The sequence below is a fragment of the Streptococcus sp. ELY_125 genome, from assembly GCF_058314535.1.
Genome location: NZ_JBZFUM010000023.1, coordinates 1 through 19,406, shown reverse-complemented (window position 1 = coordinate 19,406; position 19,406 = coordinate 1). Strand labels below are relative to the sequence as shown.

The window sequence follows — 19,406 nt, the reverse complement described above, 5'->3', positions numbered from 1 at the left end:
TTGGACAAATAATTACTTCAATTCAAATTTTAAATCTCTTGTTGGACGAACCAAGCCGCGTTCATGCAAGCTTTCTGCAATTTGCACGGAATTCCAAGCAGCTCCCTTGAGAAGATTGTCAGAAACGACCCACATATGAATGCCTTTTTCAGCATCCAAGTCTTTACGAATACGGCCGACAAAGGTATCGCGTGAACCTACCGCATTGACCGCCTGCGGGTAAATTTGGTTGGCTACATCATCTTCAAGAACAGCACCAGGGAAAGCCGCAATGGCAGCTTTAGCCTCTTCGATCGGCGCTTCTTCTTTTGTTTCAATATAAACAGACTCTGAGTGAGCCATCAAAACAGGAATGCGCACGCAGGTTGCAGAGACTGCAATGGCATCATCTTCCATGATTTTCTTGGTCTCATTGGTCATCTTCATTTCTTCGTAGGTATAGTCATTTTTGGTAAATACATCGATCTGCGCTAGGGCATTAAAGGCAATTGGATAGTGCTTTTTGTCACCACCAGCTGGCAGAATATGAGCCTCCACGTCCTTAGCCTTCCTACCGTCGTTTAAAACCTCACGTAATTCACGTTCTGTCTCATTGATAGCCGATTGCCCTGCACCTGAAACGGCTTGGTAAGTGGAAACAATAATACGTTCTAACCCCCATTTCTGACGGATAGGCTCTAAAGCTACCATCATCTGAATAGTCGAGCAGTTAGGGCAGGCAACAATGCCATTGTGAGCTTCCAAGGCATGGGCATTAACCTCGGGAACAACCAAAGGAACATCAGGGTTTTGACGGAAATACGAGGTATTGTCCACTACTACAGCTCCTGCCCTAACAGCATAAGGGGCAAACTTAGCCGATACAGAACCTCCAGCCGAAAATAGGGCGATATCAACTCCTTCAAAGGAGTCTTCTGTCGTCAATTCCACCGTAATATCCTGTTCTTTATATTGTAGAACTTTGCCCGCTGATCGACTGGAAGACAAGAGGCGTACCTTATCGATTGGCAAGGTAGACGCTTCTAACTGCTGAATCATACGTGTTCCCACGGCACCTGTAGCACCGACAATCGCTACTGTATATCCCATAAGTTTAGACCTTTCTGAATGAACAACGTTCATAATTTTCTAAAAATTTATAGTACCTCTTATTATACACCTTTTCCAAAGGAATGAAAAGGGGCAAAATAGATTAGTCAGAACCCAGCTCATCTACTTCAAGCTGGATAAATCGTCACTAAAGAATATTTTAATCGTACAAAGCATCAATGATTGGAAACGCAAAATCTTACTAACTAAGAGCTTAGAGAGGGATTCTCTGACTTCTTCCCTCTAGAAAAGTCAGTTTGAATCCATAAAAAAATCCCCTGCTAAAAAGCAGGAGATAAGGGCACTGTTTCAAGCGTGATAGAATGGTTCACACAGACTATCAAGGTCCGCTCCTTGCGTTAATGACCTCCCTAGCGTCCATGGTCTTCAGACCATATCGACTCATCGCATGTGCCTATTATAACACAGCCTAAAGTTTAGAGCAAGGGGGCAATAGTCTTGACCACAGCTCCAATGGCCTTGACAGAAAACGGTAGGTCACTCAAAGTCTCAACAGTCACTTGATGGCACTGTTTTAGGGTATCTTGAAAATCACGCTCAATCTTAGGAATTTCCGACGAGTGATAGAGATAAGCCGAGCATTCAAAATGGTGGTAAAGACTGCGGTAGTCCAGATTGATAGTGCCAACTGTTGCTCTTGTATTATCAGCGACAAAGACTTTTGCATGAACAAATCCAGGATCGTATTCGAAGATTTTGACACCAGAATCCATGAGAGATTTGTAATAAGTCTTAGCTAGATAATAAGGAATAACCTTATCAGGAATCCCTGGCATAATAATCTTGACATCTACCCCCCGCTCAGCTGCGAACTTGAGTGCATGCTCCATTTCACTGTCCAAAATCAGGTAAGGGGTCATAATATGCACATAATCGCGCGCTTGGTTGAGAATATCGATGTAGACATTCTCCCCTACTTTCTCATCATCCAAAGGCGAATCACCATAAGGCATAATAAAACCATCTGTTGGAAGGTGAAGCTCGTGATCCCCCAGATATTGCTTGACTTCGGTCGTCTTTTCAATTGCTCCCCACATCTGCAGAAAGAGGATTGTGAAAGTGTCGACAGCCTGACCCCTAATCATAATCGCTGTATCCTTCCAGTGGCCAAACCGCTCAATTTCATTGATATACTCATCCGCTAGATTAACACCGCCTGTAAAGGCCACTTCACCGTCAATCACAACAATCTTACGATGATCCCGATAATTATAATAGGTTGATAGAAATGGCGACAAAGGGGCAAAAGACTTGGCTTTGATACCTAATTTTTCTAGGCGTTTACTGTAATCGAAACTCAAAGTAGTCATTTCAATCATTCCATCATACATAACCCGTACTTCTACACCTTCGGTGACCTTCTCTTCTAGAATAGAAAGAATTTCCCCCCACATGAGGCCCTCATCAATGATGAAGTATTCCATAAAAATATAATGCTTAGCCTGACGCAGCTGCTTTTTCAGCTCAGCGAACTTAGCTTCACCTGATGGAAAGTAGGTGGCTAGACTGTTCTTATAAATAGGGTAATGATTATCGGCAAAATTGAGATAATTCGCCAAGTTGTAGGCGGTACTGTGAGAGGTCCTCAGCTCCGCTAATACAGATTCATTTTGATGCAAATAGGGAATCGTCTTGTTGATGTTGCTCTTGATTTGACGCTTCATATTTGTAAATCCCCAGTCGATCTTAGTATAGAGTAAAAAGAGACTTCCTAAAATCGGCAAGGGAATAACCACCAACATCCAAGTGAGTTTAGCGGTACTGTCCATCCGACTGTTAACCAGATAAAGTACAGAAATAGTTGCAATAATAGCATCAACAACTTCGATATGGATACGATAATCTGCAAACCAAACGTAAGTCGCTGCAATAACATATAATTGCAGGATAAGTAATAAAATAATGACGGTGGTACGGCTAAAAATACCCCTCAGGAGGCTCCTACGCCCCCTGTCCAACAAACGTACTGTTTTATTTGAATCGTCTATAATAATCTCCCCTTTCACAATAATAGCGTGAATTTATTATACCACAAGATTGGCTTAAAAAATGGGAGTGGGACAAAAATCGTAATTTCGCAGAAATCGATTTTATAATCCCACCCCGCATATCTCAAAAAATCTAGGAGGTCTTTTAAGGTTGGAAATAAGTCGAATAAAATTCAGCTCATCCCTAGTATATTGAGTAACGTCCTTGCTTTTATGGTCAACCTAAAAATTCAGTGGGCTGTTTCAGCTATCGCCTGCAGACCAAGAGATGAAGGTTTAATCAGTCACTGCATCAAGCTGCTATAACTTTAAATAACAATGTTGAAAGCTTTTATCCCACTCTCATTTTCTATAGATTAAAAACATCATTTAAATTCTCTGCCATCGTTGGATGGGTAAAAATTTGCTTTTGGAAATAAGTATAAGGAATATGGTTATCCATAGCCATGGTAATCAGATTAATCAGTTCGTGTGCTTCTTGTCCAAATAAGGTAGCACCTAAAATTTCTTGACTGTCTGCATCAACAACAACCTTATACATGCCACGCAAGTCGCCATTGACATGACCGCGAGGCATTCCGGCAACTGGCAAGCTGTTAACCTTGTAGTTCAGTCCCTTCTCCTTGGCTGTTGCCTCGTCAATACCGACACGTGCCAAAGGAGGATTGATAAAGGTAGCATTAGGAACATGATGTCGGTTGCGTCTAGAGTAACTACTGTCACCGTTTAAGTAGCCATAGACAATACGGAAATCATCCAGAGAAACATAGGTAAACTGCAAGCCGCCATTGACATCTCCTACCGCAAAAACATTGGGTACAGAAGTCTGACAAAAGTCATCCACCTCAATAGCCCCACGCTCAGTCAGGACAATATCAGTATTCTCTAAGCCAAGCTTATCTGTATTTGGCCGCCGCCCTGTTGCATGAAGAACAGCATCATATTCAAAATCACCGAGTTCTGTCGTAATAACAACAGCCTGTCCGCGGTTGGAAACGTTAGAAATGACCGTCCCCAGTTGGAATTGAACTCCCTGTTCTTCCATATATCCCTGTGCCATATGTGAAAGCTCCGCTTCCTCACGCGCAAAGATACGCTTCTGGGGATCAAAAACGGTTACCTGACTTCCCAACTGCGCATAAATATTGGCAAATTCCAGTCCAATATTACCACCGCCGATAATGCCCAAACGTTTAGGCTGCTCTTTAAGATTTTGAATACCAGTACTATCATAGACTTGTTCTGCCTCTGATAATCCTGCAATCGGAAGAAGATTGGGAACAGAGCCGGTATTAATAACAATAACCTCTGCTGTTAATAGCTTCGTTTCAGAACCGCTGGTAATTTCGATAACCTTATTGGCCACAAACTTTGCGCTGGCATTGTAAACATCAGCAGTCGGCGCCCCATCTAGCATAGCGAAATTTTTTGCCCGCAAACGTTCGACCACTGCTGTTTTCTCGGCCATAGCTTCAGTAAAATCATGCCCCATCTGCGTCGCATGAACCAAAACCTTTGTCGGAATACAACCGATATTGATACAGGTACCACCATACATGGTCACATCTTTTTCAACCATGGCTACAGACTTTCCCTGACCAGCAAACTTAGCTGCCAGAGTTTTACCAGCCTTCCCAAAGCCAATAACAATAACATCATAGGTTTGCATAAAAAATCCTCCATAAAATAATGGGGGGTGCTAAGTTCAGCAGAACCACAGCAGCTGGTAACCAATGCTTGCGCAATAGATACCACCTAAAGCAAGACCAAAATAAAACTTGGCACGCCCCACCCCCATATAGACACACTCTCTATGAAAATCTCGAATACTCAGTTGGTACAGCGCAGTTTGTATTGAGATACAGCAAGCCCGATACCATCAGCGTATGGTCTGGATTATCAAGGAGCACCAATTTGTTAAAATTATTACGATCCTATTTTATCAAGCTTCATGGCTATTTGTCTCAATTCCACTACGTAAAAAGCCGCAGCCTTACGCCTGCGACTCCTTTTTATTTAGTTAACTTTCGTAACATTAGCAGCTTGAGGTCCGCGCTGACCTTGCTCGGTATCAAATGCTACTGCCTGACCCTCTTCTAGGGTCTTAAAACCATCACCTTGAATAGCTGAAAAATGTACGAAAACATCTTCACCTGATTCACTAGTAATAAAGCCAAATCCTTTATCAGAATTAAACCATTTCACAGTTCCTTGTGTCATAACCGCACTTCCTTTCCTCTTTACTCGTAATAAACCTAGAGGCCAGAGGTAAGCAACTACATGACTCAAAACTTAATACTCCATCTAGTCTAACCTTTTAATTAATAAAAGTCAAAGATTTACCTCTTTTAGCAACCGATATCGTAAAAACTATAAGGCCCAGCTCTTAAAACAATCCCAGCGGCGTACCGTCTTCTGCCACATCCATATTGAGAGCTGCAGGCTGTTTGGGCAAACCTGGCATGGTCATCACATCACCTGTCAGAGCGACGATAAAGCCAGCACCAGTCTTAGGAACAAATTCACGAATAGAAATCTCAAAATCATCCGGCGCTCCTAACAGAGCTGGATTATCAGAGAAACTATACTGCGTCTTAGCCATACAAACAGGCAGTTTATCCCAGCCCAGATCAACAAATTGCTTCAGTTGAGTTCTGGCTTTCTTTTCAAAGACGACCTTACGACCGCCGTAAATCTTGGTAACAATTGCTTTAATTTTTTCTTCTAAACGATCATCGTCATGATAGAGACTTTGGTAATCGGCCCGCTCCTGCTCAACAGTCTTAATGACGGCTCGAGCAAGTTCAAGTCCGCCATTTGCACCATTAGCCCAGACACTAGCCAACTCAACCGCTACACCAATACTATCACAAAGCTCCTTCACAGCAGCAATCTCCGCCGATGTATCTGAGACAAATTCATTGATAGCCACAACAGCTGGCAAACCAAATTTACGTATGTTTTCCACATGACGTTTGAGGTTGGCAAAGCCCGACTTGACAGCTTCAACATTCTCTTTAGCAAGCTCTGCTTTGGTCACACCACCGTGCATCTTGAGGGCGCGAACAGTAGCTACAATAACTACCGCATCTGGTTGCGTTGGCAAATTAGGAGTCTTAATATTTAGAAATTTCTCCGCACCGAGATCAGCCCCAAATCCGGCCTCAGTCACCGTATAATCAGCCAGTCCTAAAGCTGTCGATGTCGCTAAAACAGAATTACAGCCATGGGCAATATTGGCAAAAGGTCCTCCATGAACCAAGGCAGGAGTACCGTAAATCGTTTGGACAAGGTTAGGTTTAATGGCATCCTTTAAAATTAAGGTCAGAGCACCTTCAACCTTTAAATCTCTGACATAAACGGGACTGCGGTCAAAGCGATAGCCAATTACAATGTTGGAAAGGCGTTTTTTAAGATCCTGCACATCTGTCGCTAAACACAAGATAGCCATAATCTCTGAGGCTACCGTAATATCGAAGCCATCCTCACGCGGAACTCCATTGATTGGACTTCCAAGTCCGACTGTTACATGGCGAAGGGCACGATCATTGAGGTCGACCACACGCTTCCAAATGATACGACGCTGGTCGATACCCAGCGCATTTCCCTGATGCAGGTGGTTATCAATCAAGGCCGATAGAGCATTATTAGCCGTTGTGATGGCGTGCATATCTCCTGTAAAGTGCAGATTGATGTCTTCCATGGGTAAAACTTGAGCATAGCCACCGCCAGCAGCACCACCCTTGATTCCCATCACTGGTCCTAGTGATGGTTCACGCAGGGCAATCATAGTTTTCTTACCAATTTCATTAAGAGCATCTGCTAGCCCGATTGTGATCGTTGATTTTCCTTCACCAGCCGGGGTGGGATTAATGGCCGTCACTAAGATCAGCTTCCCTGGTGGATTAGCCTTTACTGCCTGTATTTTATCAAAGGAAAGCTTGGCCTTGTACTTACCGTATAATTCTAAATCATCGGTATCAATACCGACCTGTTCAGCAATTTCAGCAATTGGTTGCAACTCTACACCCTGAGCAATTTGGATATCAGATTTCATAGTGACTCCCTTAAAGATTATTATGACTTTATTATAGCAGAGCTAGACAAAAAACGCATTTTTCAAAAAAATTAATAAATTAATGTTCGGAAATAACTGGTATTATCTGCATCCGATAGGGAAAACTCTTACAGGATGCTCCACTTAGCGCCTATATTTGCTAGGAGCTGTCGCGAAAGAATTATTAATTGTTTATTAGAAGGTTACACAGTTTCCTAATATTTGTAAGATATTGGTTAATATCGCAATAGAACTCAAAAATGACCTTAATTAGTTCGTAAGACGTCCCTGCTATACTAGGCACCACTAATTACTAAGGAGCGACAGCGGTATGATCAAAGAATTGCAAACTACTTTTAAACGGATTGAAACCAAGTACATGGTTAATAAAGAGCAATTAGGTGCTTTAATCAAGGACCTAAAAATTTATCTGGCAGAGGACGACTATCCAACTTCAACTATTACTAATATTTATTTTGACAACGGTAATTTTGAAATTATTAAGGACTCTATCGCCCACAGACACAATCGTGAAAAGATTCGTCTGCGCACCTATATTTCTAACCCGCAGCCAGACAGCCAGGTCTTTTTGGAAATTAAGAAAAAAGATTCCGAAGGTATCGGGCATAAATTCCGTTTGGTTTCCAATCCACTGTCTGCAACAAAACTTATTACTCAAGGAATTTCTGATGAACACATCACAGATCCCCACATTGTGGAAGAAATCCATACCCTGCGTGAACGCTATAAAAATCTTATCCCCCGTATGTTTATCTACTACGATCGTTACTCACTTAAAGAAAAGCACACCATCAAAGGCTACCCCTATACAAAGATACGCGTCACTATTGATCAGCATATTACCTACCGTGATGAACACGTCACTATGTTTGAAGGGCATCATGGCTATCCTCTTTTGGATGACAATCAGGTCATTATGGAAATCAAAGCTCCAGGTAATATGCCTGAATGGCTTCAGTCCATTCTCGACAAATACGGCATCAAGGAATGCCATTTTTCAAAATATAATACTGCCTATCATAAATCACAGGGACTTCCCATTAACCCTATTTAAACTCTAAAGGAGAACAGTATGTTAGCAACTTTATTTAATTCAGTATTCCCAACAGATAAAACCCCCTCCGTTAATGCTAGTATGCTGGTTTTAGCCATTTTAGTCAGTCTGATTTTAGGAAGCTGTCTGTCTTGGGTCTACAAATACCGTACTCTTTATACACGAGAATTTGTCGTGACACTAACCCTGCTTCCCAGCCTTATAACGCTCGTTATTTTTCTGGTCAACGGCAATCTAGGAACCAGTGTTGCCGTCGCAGGAACCTTTAGCTTGATCCGATTTCGTTCTGCGACCAGTGGCTCACGTGAACTGCTTGCGATTTTTCTATCCATGATTATCGGCCTAGCTTCGGGTATGGGATTCCTTGTGTTAGCAAGCATTTTTACCCTTTTTCTTCTGTTTATCTGGTTTGTATTAGAACGCACAAAAGCTATCTCAGACAGTCAAACACGGCGGCTCTTAACTCTGACAGTGACTCAGCAACCTGATATCGAAAGTAAACTACTGGCTGTTTTTAAAAAGCTCTGTACCACCTATGACTTGATTTCTCTCGCCAGTAGCCAGCAAGACGAGAAATTGAATTTAGTATATGAAGTCGATCTTAAGTCTGATGTACACGATTTTGAGCTTAACCAAACACTTTTAAAGAGCATCGGCGGACTTGATGTTACTATCAGCAAAAAGGCTAAAAAGAAAAAAAATCTCTAATTTTTCAATATATCAACTTGGTCAATTTGGCCAAGTTTTTATATAAAAATTTTCTTCAATTCCTTCACCTATACAATCACACCAACCTCGTACAGAACCGCTGTTCTCGCGGGCTAAATCATTTACAAATATTAGGTAATTTTGTACAATACAGCTATGAAAATTTTGATAACATCGGGAGGAACCTCTGAGGCTATTGATTCAGTTCGTAAGATTACTAATCAGTCCACAGGTTCACTTGGTAAAGTGATAGCTGAGTGCTTTTTAAAAGCGGGACACGAGGTCACTTTGGTTACCGTCAAATCTGCTATCAAACCTGCCAAACATCCTAAACTAACAATTCATGAAATTACTAACGTTTCTTCTTTAATAAATGTATTAGAACCTTTAGTTAAAAGCCAAGATGTTTTCATTCACAGTATGGCTGTATCAGATTACACACCGGTTTACATGACTGACTTAGCAGAACTACAGTCAGTAAGCGACCCAGCACAACTCTTAAACAAACAAAACCAAGAAGCTAAAATCTCCAGCAAAGCTGATTATCAAGTACTTTTCTTGGCTAAAACCCCAAAGGTTATCAGCCTGATTAAGTCTTGGAACCCAGCTATCAGGCTTGTAGGTTTTAAACTCTTAGTAGGTGCCCCCCATGAAGAACTGATTGCAGTTGCTCGTGAGAGCCTGATTAAGAATCATGCTGATTATATTCTTGCCAATGACCTTAATGATATTGGTTTTAATAAGCATGTAGGCTATTTGGTCTCTGAGACTGAGGAGTTCAGAGCAGATACCAAAGAGGCTATTGCTGCTCTAATTTTAGAAAGGGTAACACATGGCTAAAACTATTTTACTAGCTGTTTCGGGTTCTATTTCAGCCTACAAATCGGCTGATTTAACCAGTCAGCTAAAAAAATTAGGTTACAATGTACAGATTATAATGTCAGAGGCAGCTACCAAGTTTATCACACCGCTGACCTTGCAAGTGCTGTCCAAAAATCCGGTCTATACCAATGTCATGGAAGAGAAGGTAGCAGACCGTATCAATCATATTGAGCTTGGTAAAGAGACTGATCTCTTTGTTCTAGCTCCGGCTTCTGCTAACACTATCGCCAAGCTGGCTAACGGTTTAGCAGACAGCATGATCACCGCAACAGCCCTTGCACTCCCAAACGATCTTCCTAAATTCATAGCCCCAGCTATGAATACAAAAATGTATGACAACCCTTTAACTCAGCGTAATCTATCTATTTTAAATGAGGTTGGCTATCAAGAAATTCAGCCACGGTCCAGTCTGCTAGCCTGCGGCGATATCGGTCGCGGTGCCCTAGCTGAACTGTCAGATATTATAGAAGTCATCGAGGAGGCTCTAGATGAATCAGAAAAATAAATCGCGTCAAGTTGCACAGATTTCACTGCTTTTAGCAACAATGGTTGTTATTGAATTTATCAGCCAGATGATATTTGCAGCCTTTCCACTTCCTATTAAACCAAGCATTACTTCTATCCCTGTTATTATAGCCTCTATTATTTACGGTCCTAAAATCGGCGCCACTCTCGGTGGCTTCATGGGAATAATGAGTGTTGTTCGCAACAGCATCATCATCCTTCCAACCAGCTACCTCTTCTCTCCCTTTGCACCCGATGGTAACTGGCGATCCTTGATCGTTGCCCTAATTCCACGCATCTTAATCGGTATTTTTCCTTATTTTATCTATAAAGTATTATCCACTCGTACAGGACTGTTCCTTTCAGGACTATCAGGAGCTCTGACCAATACCGTTTTTGTCTTTTTAGGAATTTATCTTCTCTTCTCGGGAGTGTATTCCGGCAATATCCAAACACTTCTAGCTGCTGTTTTCACTAACAATGCTATTGCTGAAATGTTGATCGCGGCTGTAGTTACAACTGCTACAGTACCTGTACTTCAGCGCTTAAAATATTAACTATTACACTTCTCCATCGCATCAGCATTGATCAGTGCTGATGTTTTTTAATGCCCGAACATGACTTAAAACAAGGGGCAACAAAAACCTTGGATTTAAGGCACATAGCTCTGATGACTTTGTCATACCCACAAAATCATGAAGTTATCAGATGATCTATAAGAAATCAGCAACTCAAAGGATTTAAATTCTCTCACTTTTCTATTTGTTGCTAAGGTAACAATCAATCACCCTGCCAAACTGCTCGTTCAAATCAACTAATAAAAGCAGACTGTCCTCCCGCTCTTGCTAAGAGAAAGAGAATGTAAAAAGCGCTTTCCCTGCGATATAGCAGGAAGCGGTGAATATGACCCCACGCTTAGTGGCTTTCCCCAATCTTGAAGTCATCCTGCTGATATGATATAATGAAAGCGGTTAAAAATATAGAGGAGGCAATCATGACTTATACTGAAAACTATCAAAAATGGCTTAATTTTGCGGCTCTTCCTGACTATCTCCGCGACGAACTCGTCAGCATGGATGAAAAGACCAAGGAGGACGCTTTTTATACTAACCTTGAGTTTGGAACCGCCGGTATGCGCGGCATTATTGGTGCCGGTACTAACCGTATCAACATCTACGTGGTACGTCAGGCCACCGAAGGCTTAGCCAAACTTATCGAAACAAAGGGGGATGCTACTAAACAGCGTGGTGTTGCTATTGCCTATGATTCTCGCCACTTTTCCCCAGAATTTGCCTTTGAATCGGCTCAAGTACTGGCACAGCACGGTATCAAGTCCTATGTCTTTGAAAGTCTCCGTCCTACACCTGAACTATCGTTCGCTGTCCGCCACCTTGGAGCCTTTGCTGGCATCATGGTAACTGCCAGTCACAATCCTAAGCAATTCAATGGCTATAAAGTGTATGGTGAAGATGGTGGTCAGATGCCGCCAGCTGATGCTGATGCCCTGACTGATTTTATCCGTTCAATTGATAATCCTTTTGATATTCAGTTAGCTGAACTTGAAACTTCTAAGGAAGCAGGCCTTATCACAGTCATTGGTGAAGATGTTGATAAGGAATATCTTAAAGAAGTCAAAGCTGTCAACATTAACCAAAATCTTATTGATGAGTACGGCAAGGATATGAAGATTGTCTACACACCTCTGCATGGTACAGGTGAAATGTTGACTCGCCGCGCGCTGGCTCAGGCTGGTTTCGACTCTGTTCAGGTTGTCGAAGCTCAGGCGGTCGCTGACCCTGATTTTTCAACAGTTAAATCGCCAAATCCTGAAAACCAATCAGCCTTTGCTCTAGCTGAAGATTTGGGACGTCAGGCTGATGCTGATGTTTTGGTGGCTACTGACCCCGATGCAGACCGTCTCGGTGTTGAAATTCGTCAAGTTGATGGCTCTTATCTTAATCTAACAGGCAACCAAATCGGTGCCTTGATTGCTAAGTATATTTTAGAGGCTCATAAAACAGCTGGCACTCTGCCTGCTAATGCTGCTCTAGCTAAATCAATCGTATCGACCGAATTGGTTACCAAGATTGCTGAAAGTTACGGAGCTACCATGTTCAATGTCCTAACTGGCTTCAAATTCATCGCTGAAAAGATTCAGGAATTTGAGGACAAACATAATCACACATATATGTTTGGCTTTGAAGAAAGTTTCGGCTATCTGATTAAACCGTTTGTACGCGATAAAGACGCTATTCAAGCTGTCCTCATTGTCGCTGAAATCGCAGCCTACTATCGCTCTCGGGACATGACCTTAGCAGACGGTATCGCTGAAATCTACAAAGAGTATGGTTACTATGCAGAGAAAACCATCTCTGTTACTCTTTCAGGTGTTGATGGCGCATCTGAAATCAAGAAAATCATGGATAAATTTCGCAAGGATGCTCCTAAACAATTTAATCATACCGATATTATCAAGACAGAGGATTTCCTTGAGTTAACAGCGACCAGTCAAGATGGTGTCGTTGAAAAATTGACCACTCCGCCTAGCAATGTCCTTAAATATAGCCTAGCAGATGACGCTTGGATTGCCGTACGCCCATCTGGTACCGAACCAAAAATTAAATTTTATATTGCTACAGTCGGTACTTCACAAGAAGATGCTAAAGCTAAAATCGCAGCAATTGAGTCTGAAATTAATGCCTTCGTTGGCTAATTTGATTAGATCAAATCCTAGACAAGAAAAGGGTCTCCTATCCGGAAACCCTTTTTAGCTTACAATCTTACGATATATAGAAAAACTTATTTCTTATTTATTGCCTCGACCCAGGAGGTTCCTTACTACAGGCCTAGTGCGTTACCGTAAGGGAAGAAACTTGAACTTGCTTGTTACATCATTACATCATGAAAGTGATTTTATGATTTCCACTCTGGTAATCAGACCGTTTTTCATACTATCAACCCGCAGGGCAACATCATTTAAATAGACAGCTGCGCCGATAGTAACATGCTTTTCTTCGGCCTCCAAGTGACGGACAACAAAATCCCTTAATAATTCACCCTTCTCACCAACCAAATTGACACGTGCTAAAATATTGGCAATCTTAACCTTTTGACTTCCCCGGACAATAATATTAGTAGAATCATCAAAATTAGTAAACAAATATTTACGAGTTGCAAACAAGGCTACAATAGCCAAAATACTCCACAGAGAATTCAGGCCGCTACTTTGATCTATGACAACATGCCTAGCTATAGCAAAGAGTAAAACCTCAATGATGGTGGCAGAGGTATGCTTACTCAGCATTTTTATCAGCTCAACGCCGATAGCAATGCTCATAGCTTGATTGAGAAAATGCTGCAAATACTCTTCGATAGAGGCTTGGGAATTAAAAATTCCCATAACATTCATGGCCAAAGAGCCCGTCGAGATGACAAGAACGACCATTAAAATAAGAGAAATCAAAATTTCGACATAAAATGATAGCTCATAAAAGCTTACCTGTAAAAACTTCCGCATACGATCTCCCTTTCACCTAGCTACTAAAGAATGCAAAACTGTTTTCTTTTATTATAACTTATCTTTAAAGGAAAAGGTAGCTTGGAAAATTATCAGCATAGGAAAAACACTGCTAAAGAACTCCCTAATTCTTGCATTCTATTCTACTTTTCGGTGTCATGCTTAGTTTTTCTATTATGATTATTTAGAAGCTTGACCCCCAATGTTTAAGTAAACTTCGAGAAAATTATTATCGTATTTACGAAATAACTAAGCCTTTCTAACAAGTAGACTCCTCCTCTTGAATTTCACTTAAGATATACTAAAATGAAAATGTATCTGACAAACGAATTGGTACCGCTCGCTTTGGAAGGTATAAAATTTTTTACAAGGAGGTTTTTATATGATGAAAACATTAGCATTTGAACAATTTGATGTAATAGACGAAAAGTTTTTAACTGAGATTAACGGTGGTGATGCTGTTAGCCAATGTCTCGCAGGAATTGCTGCATTTGGTCTTCTCGGCGGTAGTATTTTCTTTTGTGGCGGTGAGGCCTACTAATCTCACTACCTAATTGCTAAAAAATATCGATTCTATAATTCAATAGTAAGGGGCTCCTTCCCCATTTTAGTATGATGAGCTATTTCTGAATTGTGGTTCTTTCTAAGCTATTAAGGAATAAAATTTTAAGTTTTGTCAGTACTGAACCAAACAAAATTATCAAAATAGGGAGGGTGAGAGGATTCATCAATTTCAAAAAATTGTATTTGAGTCCTCTCCCTTTTTATAGTTTTTCCAGATAGATCAAATTCCGATTCAAATCAAATGAGTATCAGAGGAAGCAAAGCTTTATTGAATATGAATGAGATGCTTCCTTAACAATTTTCATGAAAATACTAGGCCTGCCTTCCCCCTTCAAAGTGGGCAAGCCTTTATTTTTAGAAATTCAAAATCAGCCTCTGCATCTTGCAGAAGCTGATTTTTCTTACATCGATAATTGATTGTAAGAACGGTTAAAGGCTGAAATGATTTTAGGTGAGGCCTTATTATAGGCTGTTTCTTCTTTATAATTAGCACTGACAATAATACGGTGTGATGCTTCGGCATCGTCACAAGTAACTAAGGTTAAAGTCTTAGCACCGGGTGTATCATCAATCACAGCAACATCCGTCGGATCAACTGTTTTAACCTCTGCAATGATATAGGTATAAACGGTATTTTTATCCGTTACATAGATTTCCATACCTTCCTTGGCATTTTCTAAGGGAGAAAACAGCATTTTCGAAGCACCAGTGACACCAAAAACATGGTGACTAGCTAAAGCATAGTTATTTTCGCCCCCCATGACCTGATTCTCCTTCATCGTACCTGCTCCGTACGATAACTCAGTATTGCCAAGCCCCTTAAAGATTGGTAAGTTCAGTTCCAAATCCGGAATAGCAATACCACCGATAACCGGCAGATTTTGAGCATCCATTTGTGAGGAAAGAACGGACTGGGCAGAGATAGATTCTACAGAATCAAAATCATAGGTCACGTCTGCTTTCTTGTTTTTATTCAAAGTCTGCTTTGATACCTTAGATACTTGATACTTATTTGTATTCCAAGCAATTATTGAGTTTCGAATGGAGCGGTTAAAAATCAGTGCCAACCCAAGCAACATAAGAAGAATAATCAGTATCGTACGCAACCAAGAACGAGACCTTTTTCCAGAAGCCCGCGACTTATCCTGTCTTTTACGGCTGTGATGCTGTGTCGTATTAGTCTTGGCCATCAGTGTCTTGTCCTTCCTTTTCTTCTTCCTCATTGTCGACAAGCGCAAAGGTTACAATCTTGGATTGGTCATCTAGACGCATCACCTTAACTCCCATTGTTGAGCGGCCGGTTTGAGAGATATCAGACACGCCTGTACGAATAATAACACCTGTATCAGTCATAATCATGATATCCTCCTCACCCCTGATGGTTACCAGACCAGCCAACTGACCATTTTTAGCCGTAATATTAGCTGTCTTAATTCCTTTACCACCGCGGCCCTTAGTAGGATATTCAGACGCTTGGGTGCGTTTCCCATAACCTTTTTCTGTAATCACCAGTACTTCTTGATTTTCGGTGATGACTGAGGCACCAATAACTAAGTCCCCATCACGCAGGGTAATTCCCTTGACACCTGTAGCACTGCGTCCCATATTGCGGACAGTAGTCTCATTAAAGCGCACAGAGTAACCAAACTGCGTTCCAATAATAATGTCATCCTGACCGCTAGTCAAGAGGACATTGATCAGTTCATCACCTTCTCTAAGATTAAGAGCCTTAAGACCATTCTGGCGAATATTGGCAAATTCAGAAACTCCTGTTCGTTTAACCAAACCTTGTTTTGTTGTAAAGAAGAAGGATTTCTCAGTTACTGATCCCTGCTCCAAACTAATAATCGTCTGGATAGTCTCACCTTCTGCTAATTTCAAGAGATTGACAACCGGTAATCCCTTGGCTGTTCGACCATATTCTGGAATTTCGTAGCCTTTGAGGCGATAGACTCGACCTTGATTCGTAAAGAAGAGCACCGCATCATGGGTACTGGTTGAAACTAGGTCACGAACAAAATCATCATCATTGACACCAGTACCTTGAACACCACGGCCACCGCGCTTCTGAGCTCTAAACTCATCTTGGGCCAAGCGTTTGATATACCCCTTATTCGAGAGTGTAATCAGGACATTCTCTTCTTCAATCAAATCTTCGTCTTCCAGTGAGAGCACTTCCCCCACCATCAGCTCGGTGCGACGACCATCAGCAAATTTTCGCTTAATATCGTCCATCTCTTCTTTAATAATATTAACAACTCGCTCTGGCTTGGCCAGAATATCAGCTAAATCAGCAATCAAAGCCAAGAGGTCATTGTATTCATTTTGAATTTTATCGCGTTCCAAACCGGTTAAACGGCGCAGACGCATATCAAGAATAGCCTGACTTTGCCGCTCAGACAAATCAAAACGCGACATTAATTCGGCCTGAGCCTCTGCGTCAGTCTGGCTGCCACGGATAATAGCAATAACCTCATCTAGATGGTCCAGAGCGATTAGCAAGCCTTCTAAAATATGGGCTCTAGCTTCAGCCTTTTCCTTGTCAAACTGAGTCCGACGAACAATAACTTCTTTTTGGTGGGCAATGTAATTCTCGATAATTTGTCGTAAAGACAAAATCTTTGGCACACCACTTTCAATCGCCAACATATTAAAACTAAAGTTGGTCTGCAAACTTGTTAGTTTAAAGAGATTATTCAGTATAACATTGGCAGAGGCATCACGACGGACCTCAATGATAAAGCGGACACCTTCCCGACTGGACTCATCACGGACAGCTGTAATGCCTTCTACACGTTTTTCTTGGGCTAACCGAACAATATGTTCATGCACTTTGGTTTTATTAACTCCGTAAGGGAACTCTGTCACAACGATACGTTCGCGACCTGATTTAGTCGTTTCAATTTCTGTGCGCGAACGCAGTACAATAGACCCCTTGCCCGTCTCATAAGCACGGTGAATCCCTGATTTTCCCATAACAAGGGCACCTGTAGGAAAGTCTGGTCCAGGCAAGACCTCCATGATATCTCTGGTCGTAGCATCTGGTTTATCCATAACAAGCTTAACCGCATCAATAGCTTCACCTAAGTTATGTGGTGGGATATTAGTTGCCATCCCAACAGCAATCCCTGTCGCCCCATTGACAAGCAAGTTAGGAAAGCGTGATGGTAAAACCATGGGTTCACGTTCACTACCATCATAGTTTTCTTGGAAGTCAACTGTATTCTTATTAATGTCCCGGAGCATTTCCAAGGCAATCTTGCTCATACGTGCTTCAGTATAACGCTGAGCTGCCGCACCATCGCCATCCATAGAGCCAAAATTTCCGTGGCCATCCACCAACATGTGCCGATAGGACCACCACTGAGCCATCCGAACCATGGCCTCATAAATCGAGGAGTCACCATGGGGATGGTACTTCCCCATAACATCCCCTGTAATACGAGCAGACTTCTTATGGGGCTTATCTGGCGTGACTCCCAGTTCATTCATACCATATAGAATACGGCGGTGAACTGGTTTGAGACCATCTCTGACATCTGGCAATGCCCGAGCAACAATGACACTCATGGCGTAGTCGATGAAACTGGTTTTCATCTCACTGGTCAGATTAACGTCTACTAGATTTCTGTCTTGCATTAAAGCTATCTCTTTCCTGTTTAGATATACCTTATTATTATACCATAAAAACAGTATCTTTTCAGCATTTTCAGCCCTTTTCAATTTTTAAAGCAAGCACTCTCAGCCTCTTTATCAAAGCAATAGCTTGATTTCTTAGTGACATTTTCTGAAAAAGGTGGTAAGATAGAGTCGTATGGGTTTAAGCCTAAAAAAATTAAGGAGATGTTTAGACATGACTGCAACTAAACAACATAAAAAAGTCATCCTTGTCGGTGACGGTGCCGTAGGATCATCTTACGCATTCTCACTCGTTAACCAAGGTATCGCTCAAGAGCTTGGTATTATCGAGATTCCTCAATTATTTGAAAAAGCTGTCGGTGACGCACTTGACCTTAGCCACGCACTTGCTTTTACGTCACCTAAAAAGATTTATGCTGCGAAATATGAAGACTGTGCAGATGCTGATCTTGTCGTTATTACTGCTGGTGCTCCTCAAAAACCAGGTGAAACACGCCTAGATTTGGTTGGTAAGAACCTTGCCATCAACAAATCAATCGTTACCGAAGTTGTTAAATCTGGTTTCAATGGTATTTTCTTGGTTGCTGCGAACCCAGTTGATGTCTTGACATACTCAACATGGAAATTCTCAGGTTTCCCTAAGGAACGTGTTATCGGTTCAGGTACATCTCTTGATACTGCTCGTTTCCGTCAAGCTCTTGCTGAAAAGCTTGATGTGGATGCACGTTCTGTTCATGCCTACATTATGGGTGAACACGGTGATTCAGAATTTGCTGTTTGGTCACACGCTAACGTAGCCGGTGTTAATCTTGAAAGTTACTTGCAGGATGTCCAAAACTTTAATGCAACTGAATTAGTTGATCTGTTTGAAGGGGTTCGTGATGCTGCTTATACTATCATCAACAAAAAAGGAGCTACCTTCTATGGTATTGCTGTAGCTCTGGCTCGTATTACAAGAGCTATTTTGGATGATGAAAATGCTGTTCTGCCGCTCTCTGTCTTCCAAGACGGTCAATATGAAGGCGTTAACGATGTCTTTGTTGGTCAACCTGCTATCGTTGGTGCCCATGGTATTGTTCGCCCTGTCAACATCCCATTGAACGATGCAGAAAAACAAAAAATGCAGGCTTCTGCTCAAGAATTAAAAGCAATTATTGATGAAGCTTGGAAGAACCCTGAATTCCAAGAAGCTTCTAAAAACTAATCATAATTTCTATATGTGAAAAAGACGCTCCGATGGAGCGTTTCAGACCGAAGACAAACTTCTTTTTGGGAGTTTGTCTTTTTTTAAAAATTCTCTAGAAAAATATGGCCTGAGGTGACAATAACTAAGGTATTTACTTGAATTTGGTCAAAATAAAA

The 19,406-nt window shown here is 41.5% G+C and carries 16 protein-coding genes; 8 read left to right on the top strand and 8 right to left on the bottom strand.

Annotation, left to right across the window (positions count from 1 at the left end; genetic code table 11):
- Window positions 1-12: 12 nt before the first annotated feature.
- The 5 genes from AC4HAL_RS09025 to AC4HAL_RS09005 form a co-directional block, all read right to left on the bottom strand.
- Window positions 13-1,089 (bottom strand): aspartate-semialdehyde dehydrogenase, encoded by a 1,077-nt coding sequence (locus AC4HAL_RS09025; RefSeq protein WP_491093894.1) that lies wholly within the window; start codon window positions 1,087-1,089, stop codon window positions 13-15.
- A gap of 437 nt (window positions 1,090-1,526) precedes the next feature.
- Window positions 1,527-3,044 carry a cardiolipin synthase gene (gene cls, locus AC4HAL_RS09020; protein WP_491093910.1) on the bottom strand — a complete coding sequence of 506 codons (1,518 nt, stop codon included), beginning with the start codon at window positions 3,042-3,044 and terminating at the stop codon, window positions 1,527-1,529.
- A 403-nt stretch (window positions 3,045-3,447) separates the two neighbouring features.
- The gene (locus tag AC4HAL_RS09015; RefSeq protein ID WP_491093893.1) at window positions 3,448-4,767 is read right to left on the bottom strand and encodes an FAD-containing oxidoreductase; all 1,320 of its coding nucleotides are present in this window, start codon (window positions 4,765-4,767) and stop codon (window positions 3,448-3,450) included.
- 347 nt (window positions 4,768-5,114) lie between these two features.
- Window positions 5,115-5,318 (bottom strand): cold-shock protein, encoded by a 204-nt coding sequence (locus tag AC4HAL_RS09010; protein ID WP_447452272.1) that lies wholly within the window; start codon window positions 5,316-5,318, stop codon window positions 5,115-5,117.
- 166 nt (window positions 5,319-5,484) lie between these two features.
- Window positions 5,485-7,155: a formate--tetrahydrofolate ligase gene (locus AC4HAL_RS09005; protein ID WP_491093892.1), complete on the bottom strand. Its 1,671-nt coding sequence runs from the start codon at window positions 7,153-7,155 to the stop codon at window positions 5,485-5,487.
- Between the two features lie 331 nt (window positions 7,156-7,486).
- Between AC4HAL_RS09005 and AC4HAL_RS09000 the strand changes: the two genes are divergently transcribed.
- The 6 genes from AC4HAL_RS09000 (at window position 7,487) to AC4HAL_RS08975 (ending at window position 13,037) form a co-directional block, all read left to right on the top strand.
- A complete protein-coding gene (locus AC4HAL_RS09000; protein WP_491093891.1) occupies window positions 7,487-8,230 on the top strand; it encodes a polyphosphate polymerase domain-containing protein in 744 nt (247 codons plus the stop codon).
- Between the two features lie 18 nt (window positions 8,231-8,248).
- On the top strand, window positions 8,249-8,938 hold the full coding sequence (locus AC4HAL_RS08995; RefSeq protein WP_491093890.1) for a DUF4956 domain-containing protein: 690 nt from the start codon (window positions 8,249-8,251) through the stop codon (window positions 8,936-8,938).
- Window positions 8,939-9,094: 156 nt separating this feature from the next.
- Complete coding sequence (locus AC4HAL_RS08990; RefSeq protein WP_491093889.1) at window positions 9,095-9,778, top strand: phosphopantothenate--cysteine ligase; 684 nt, start codon at window positions 9,095-9,097, stop codon at window positions 9,776-9,778.
- On the top strand, window positions 9,771-10,325 hold the full coding sequence (gene coaC, locus AC4HAL_RS08985; RefSeq protein WP_491093888.1) for a phosphopantothenoylcysteine decarboxylase: 555 nt from the start codon (window positions 9,771-9,773) through the stop codon (window positions 10,323-10,325). The genes AC4HAL_RS08990 and coaC overlap by 8 nt, the downstream gene beginning before the upstream one ends.
- Window positions 10,309-10,881 carry an ECF transporter S component gene (locus AC4HAL_RS08980; protein WP_491093887.1) on the top strand — a complete coding sequence of 191 codons (573 nt, stop codon included), beginning with the start codon at window positions 10,309-10,311 and terminating at the stop codon, window positions 10,879-10,881. The genes coaC and AC4HAL_RS08980 overlap by 17 nt, the downstream gene beginning before the upstream one ends.
- A gap of 437 nt (window positions 10,882-11,318) precedes the next feature.
- Window positions 11,319-13,037: a phospho-sugar mutase gene (locus AC4HAL_RS08975; protein WP_491093886.1), complete on the top strand. Its 1,719-nt coding sequence runs from the start codon at window positions 11,319-11,321 to the stop codon at window positions 13,035-13,037.
- A gap of 186 nt (window positions 13,038-13,223) precedes the next feature.
- Here AC4HAL_RS08975 and AC4HAL_RS08970 read toward each other — a convergent pair whose 3' ends face one another.
- Complete coding sequence (locus tag AC4HAL_RS08970) at window positions 13,224-13,841, bottom strand: hypothetical protein (protein ID WP_447452264.1); 618 nt, start codon at window positions 13,839-13,841, stop codon at window positions 13,224-13,226.
- 382 nt (window positions 13,842-14,223) lie between these two features.
- Here AC4HAL_RS08970 and AC4HAL_RS08965 point away from each other — a divergent pair, with 382 nt between their 5' ends.
- Complete coding sequence (locus AC4HAL_RS08965; RefSeq protein ID WP_491093885.1) at window positions 14,224-14,382, top strand: bacteriocin BlpI; 159 nt, start codon at window positions 14,224-14,226, stop codon at window positions 14,380-14,382.
- Between the two features lie 424 nt (window positions 14,383-14,806).
- Here AC4HAL_RS08965 and AC4HAL_RS08960 read toward each other — a convergent pair whose 3' ends face one another.
- A complete protein-coding gene (locus AC4HAL_RS08960; RefSeq protein WP_491093884.1) occupies window positions 14,807-15,595 on the bottom strand; it encodes a class A sortase in 789 nt (262 codons plus the stop codon).
- On the bottom strand, window positions 15,582-18,044 hold the full coding sequence (gyrA, locus tag AC4HAL_RS08955) for a DNA gyrase subunit A (protein WP_491093883.1): 2,463 nt from the start codon (window positions 18,042-18,044) through the stop codon (window positions 15,582-15,584). Before gyrA ends, AC4HAL_RS08960 begins: the two co-directional genes overlap by 14 nt.
- Before the next feature lie 214 nt (window positions 18,045-18,258).
- Here gyrA and AC4HAL_RS08950 point away from each other — a divergent pair, with 214 nt between their 5' ends.
- Window positions 18,259-19,248: an L-lactate dehydrogenase gene (locus AC4HAL_RS08950; protein ID WP_491093882.1), complete on the top strand. Its 990-nt coding sequence runs from the start codon at window positions 18,259-18,261 to the stop codon at window positions 19,246-19,248.
- Window positions 19,249-19,406: the final 158 nt, after the last annotated feature.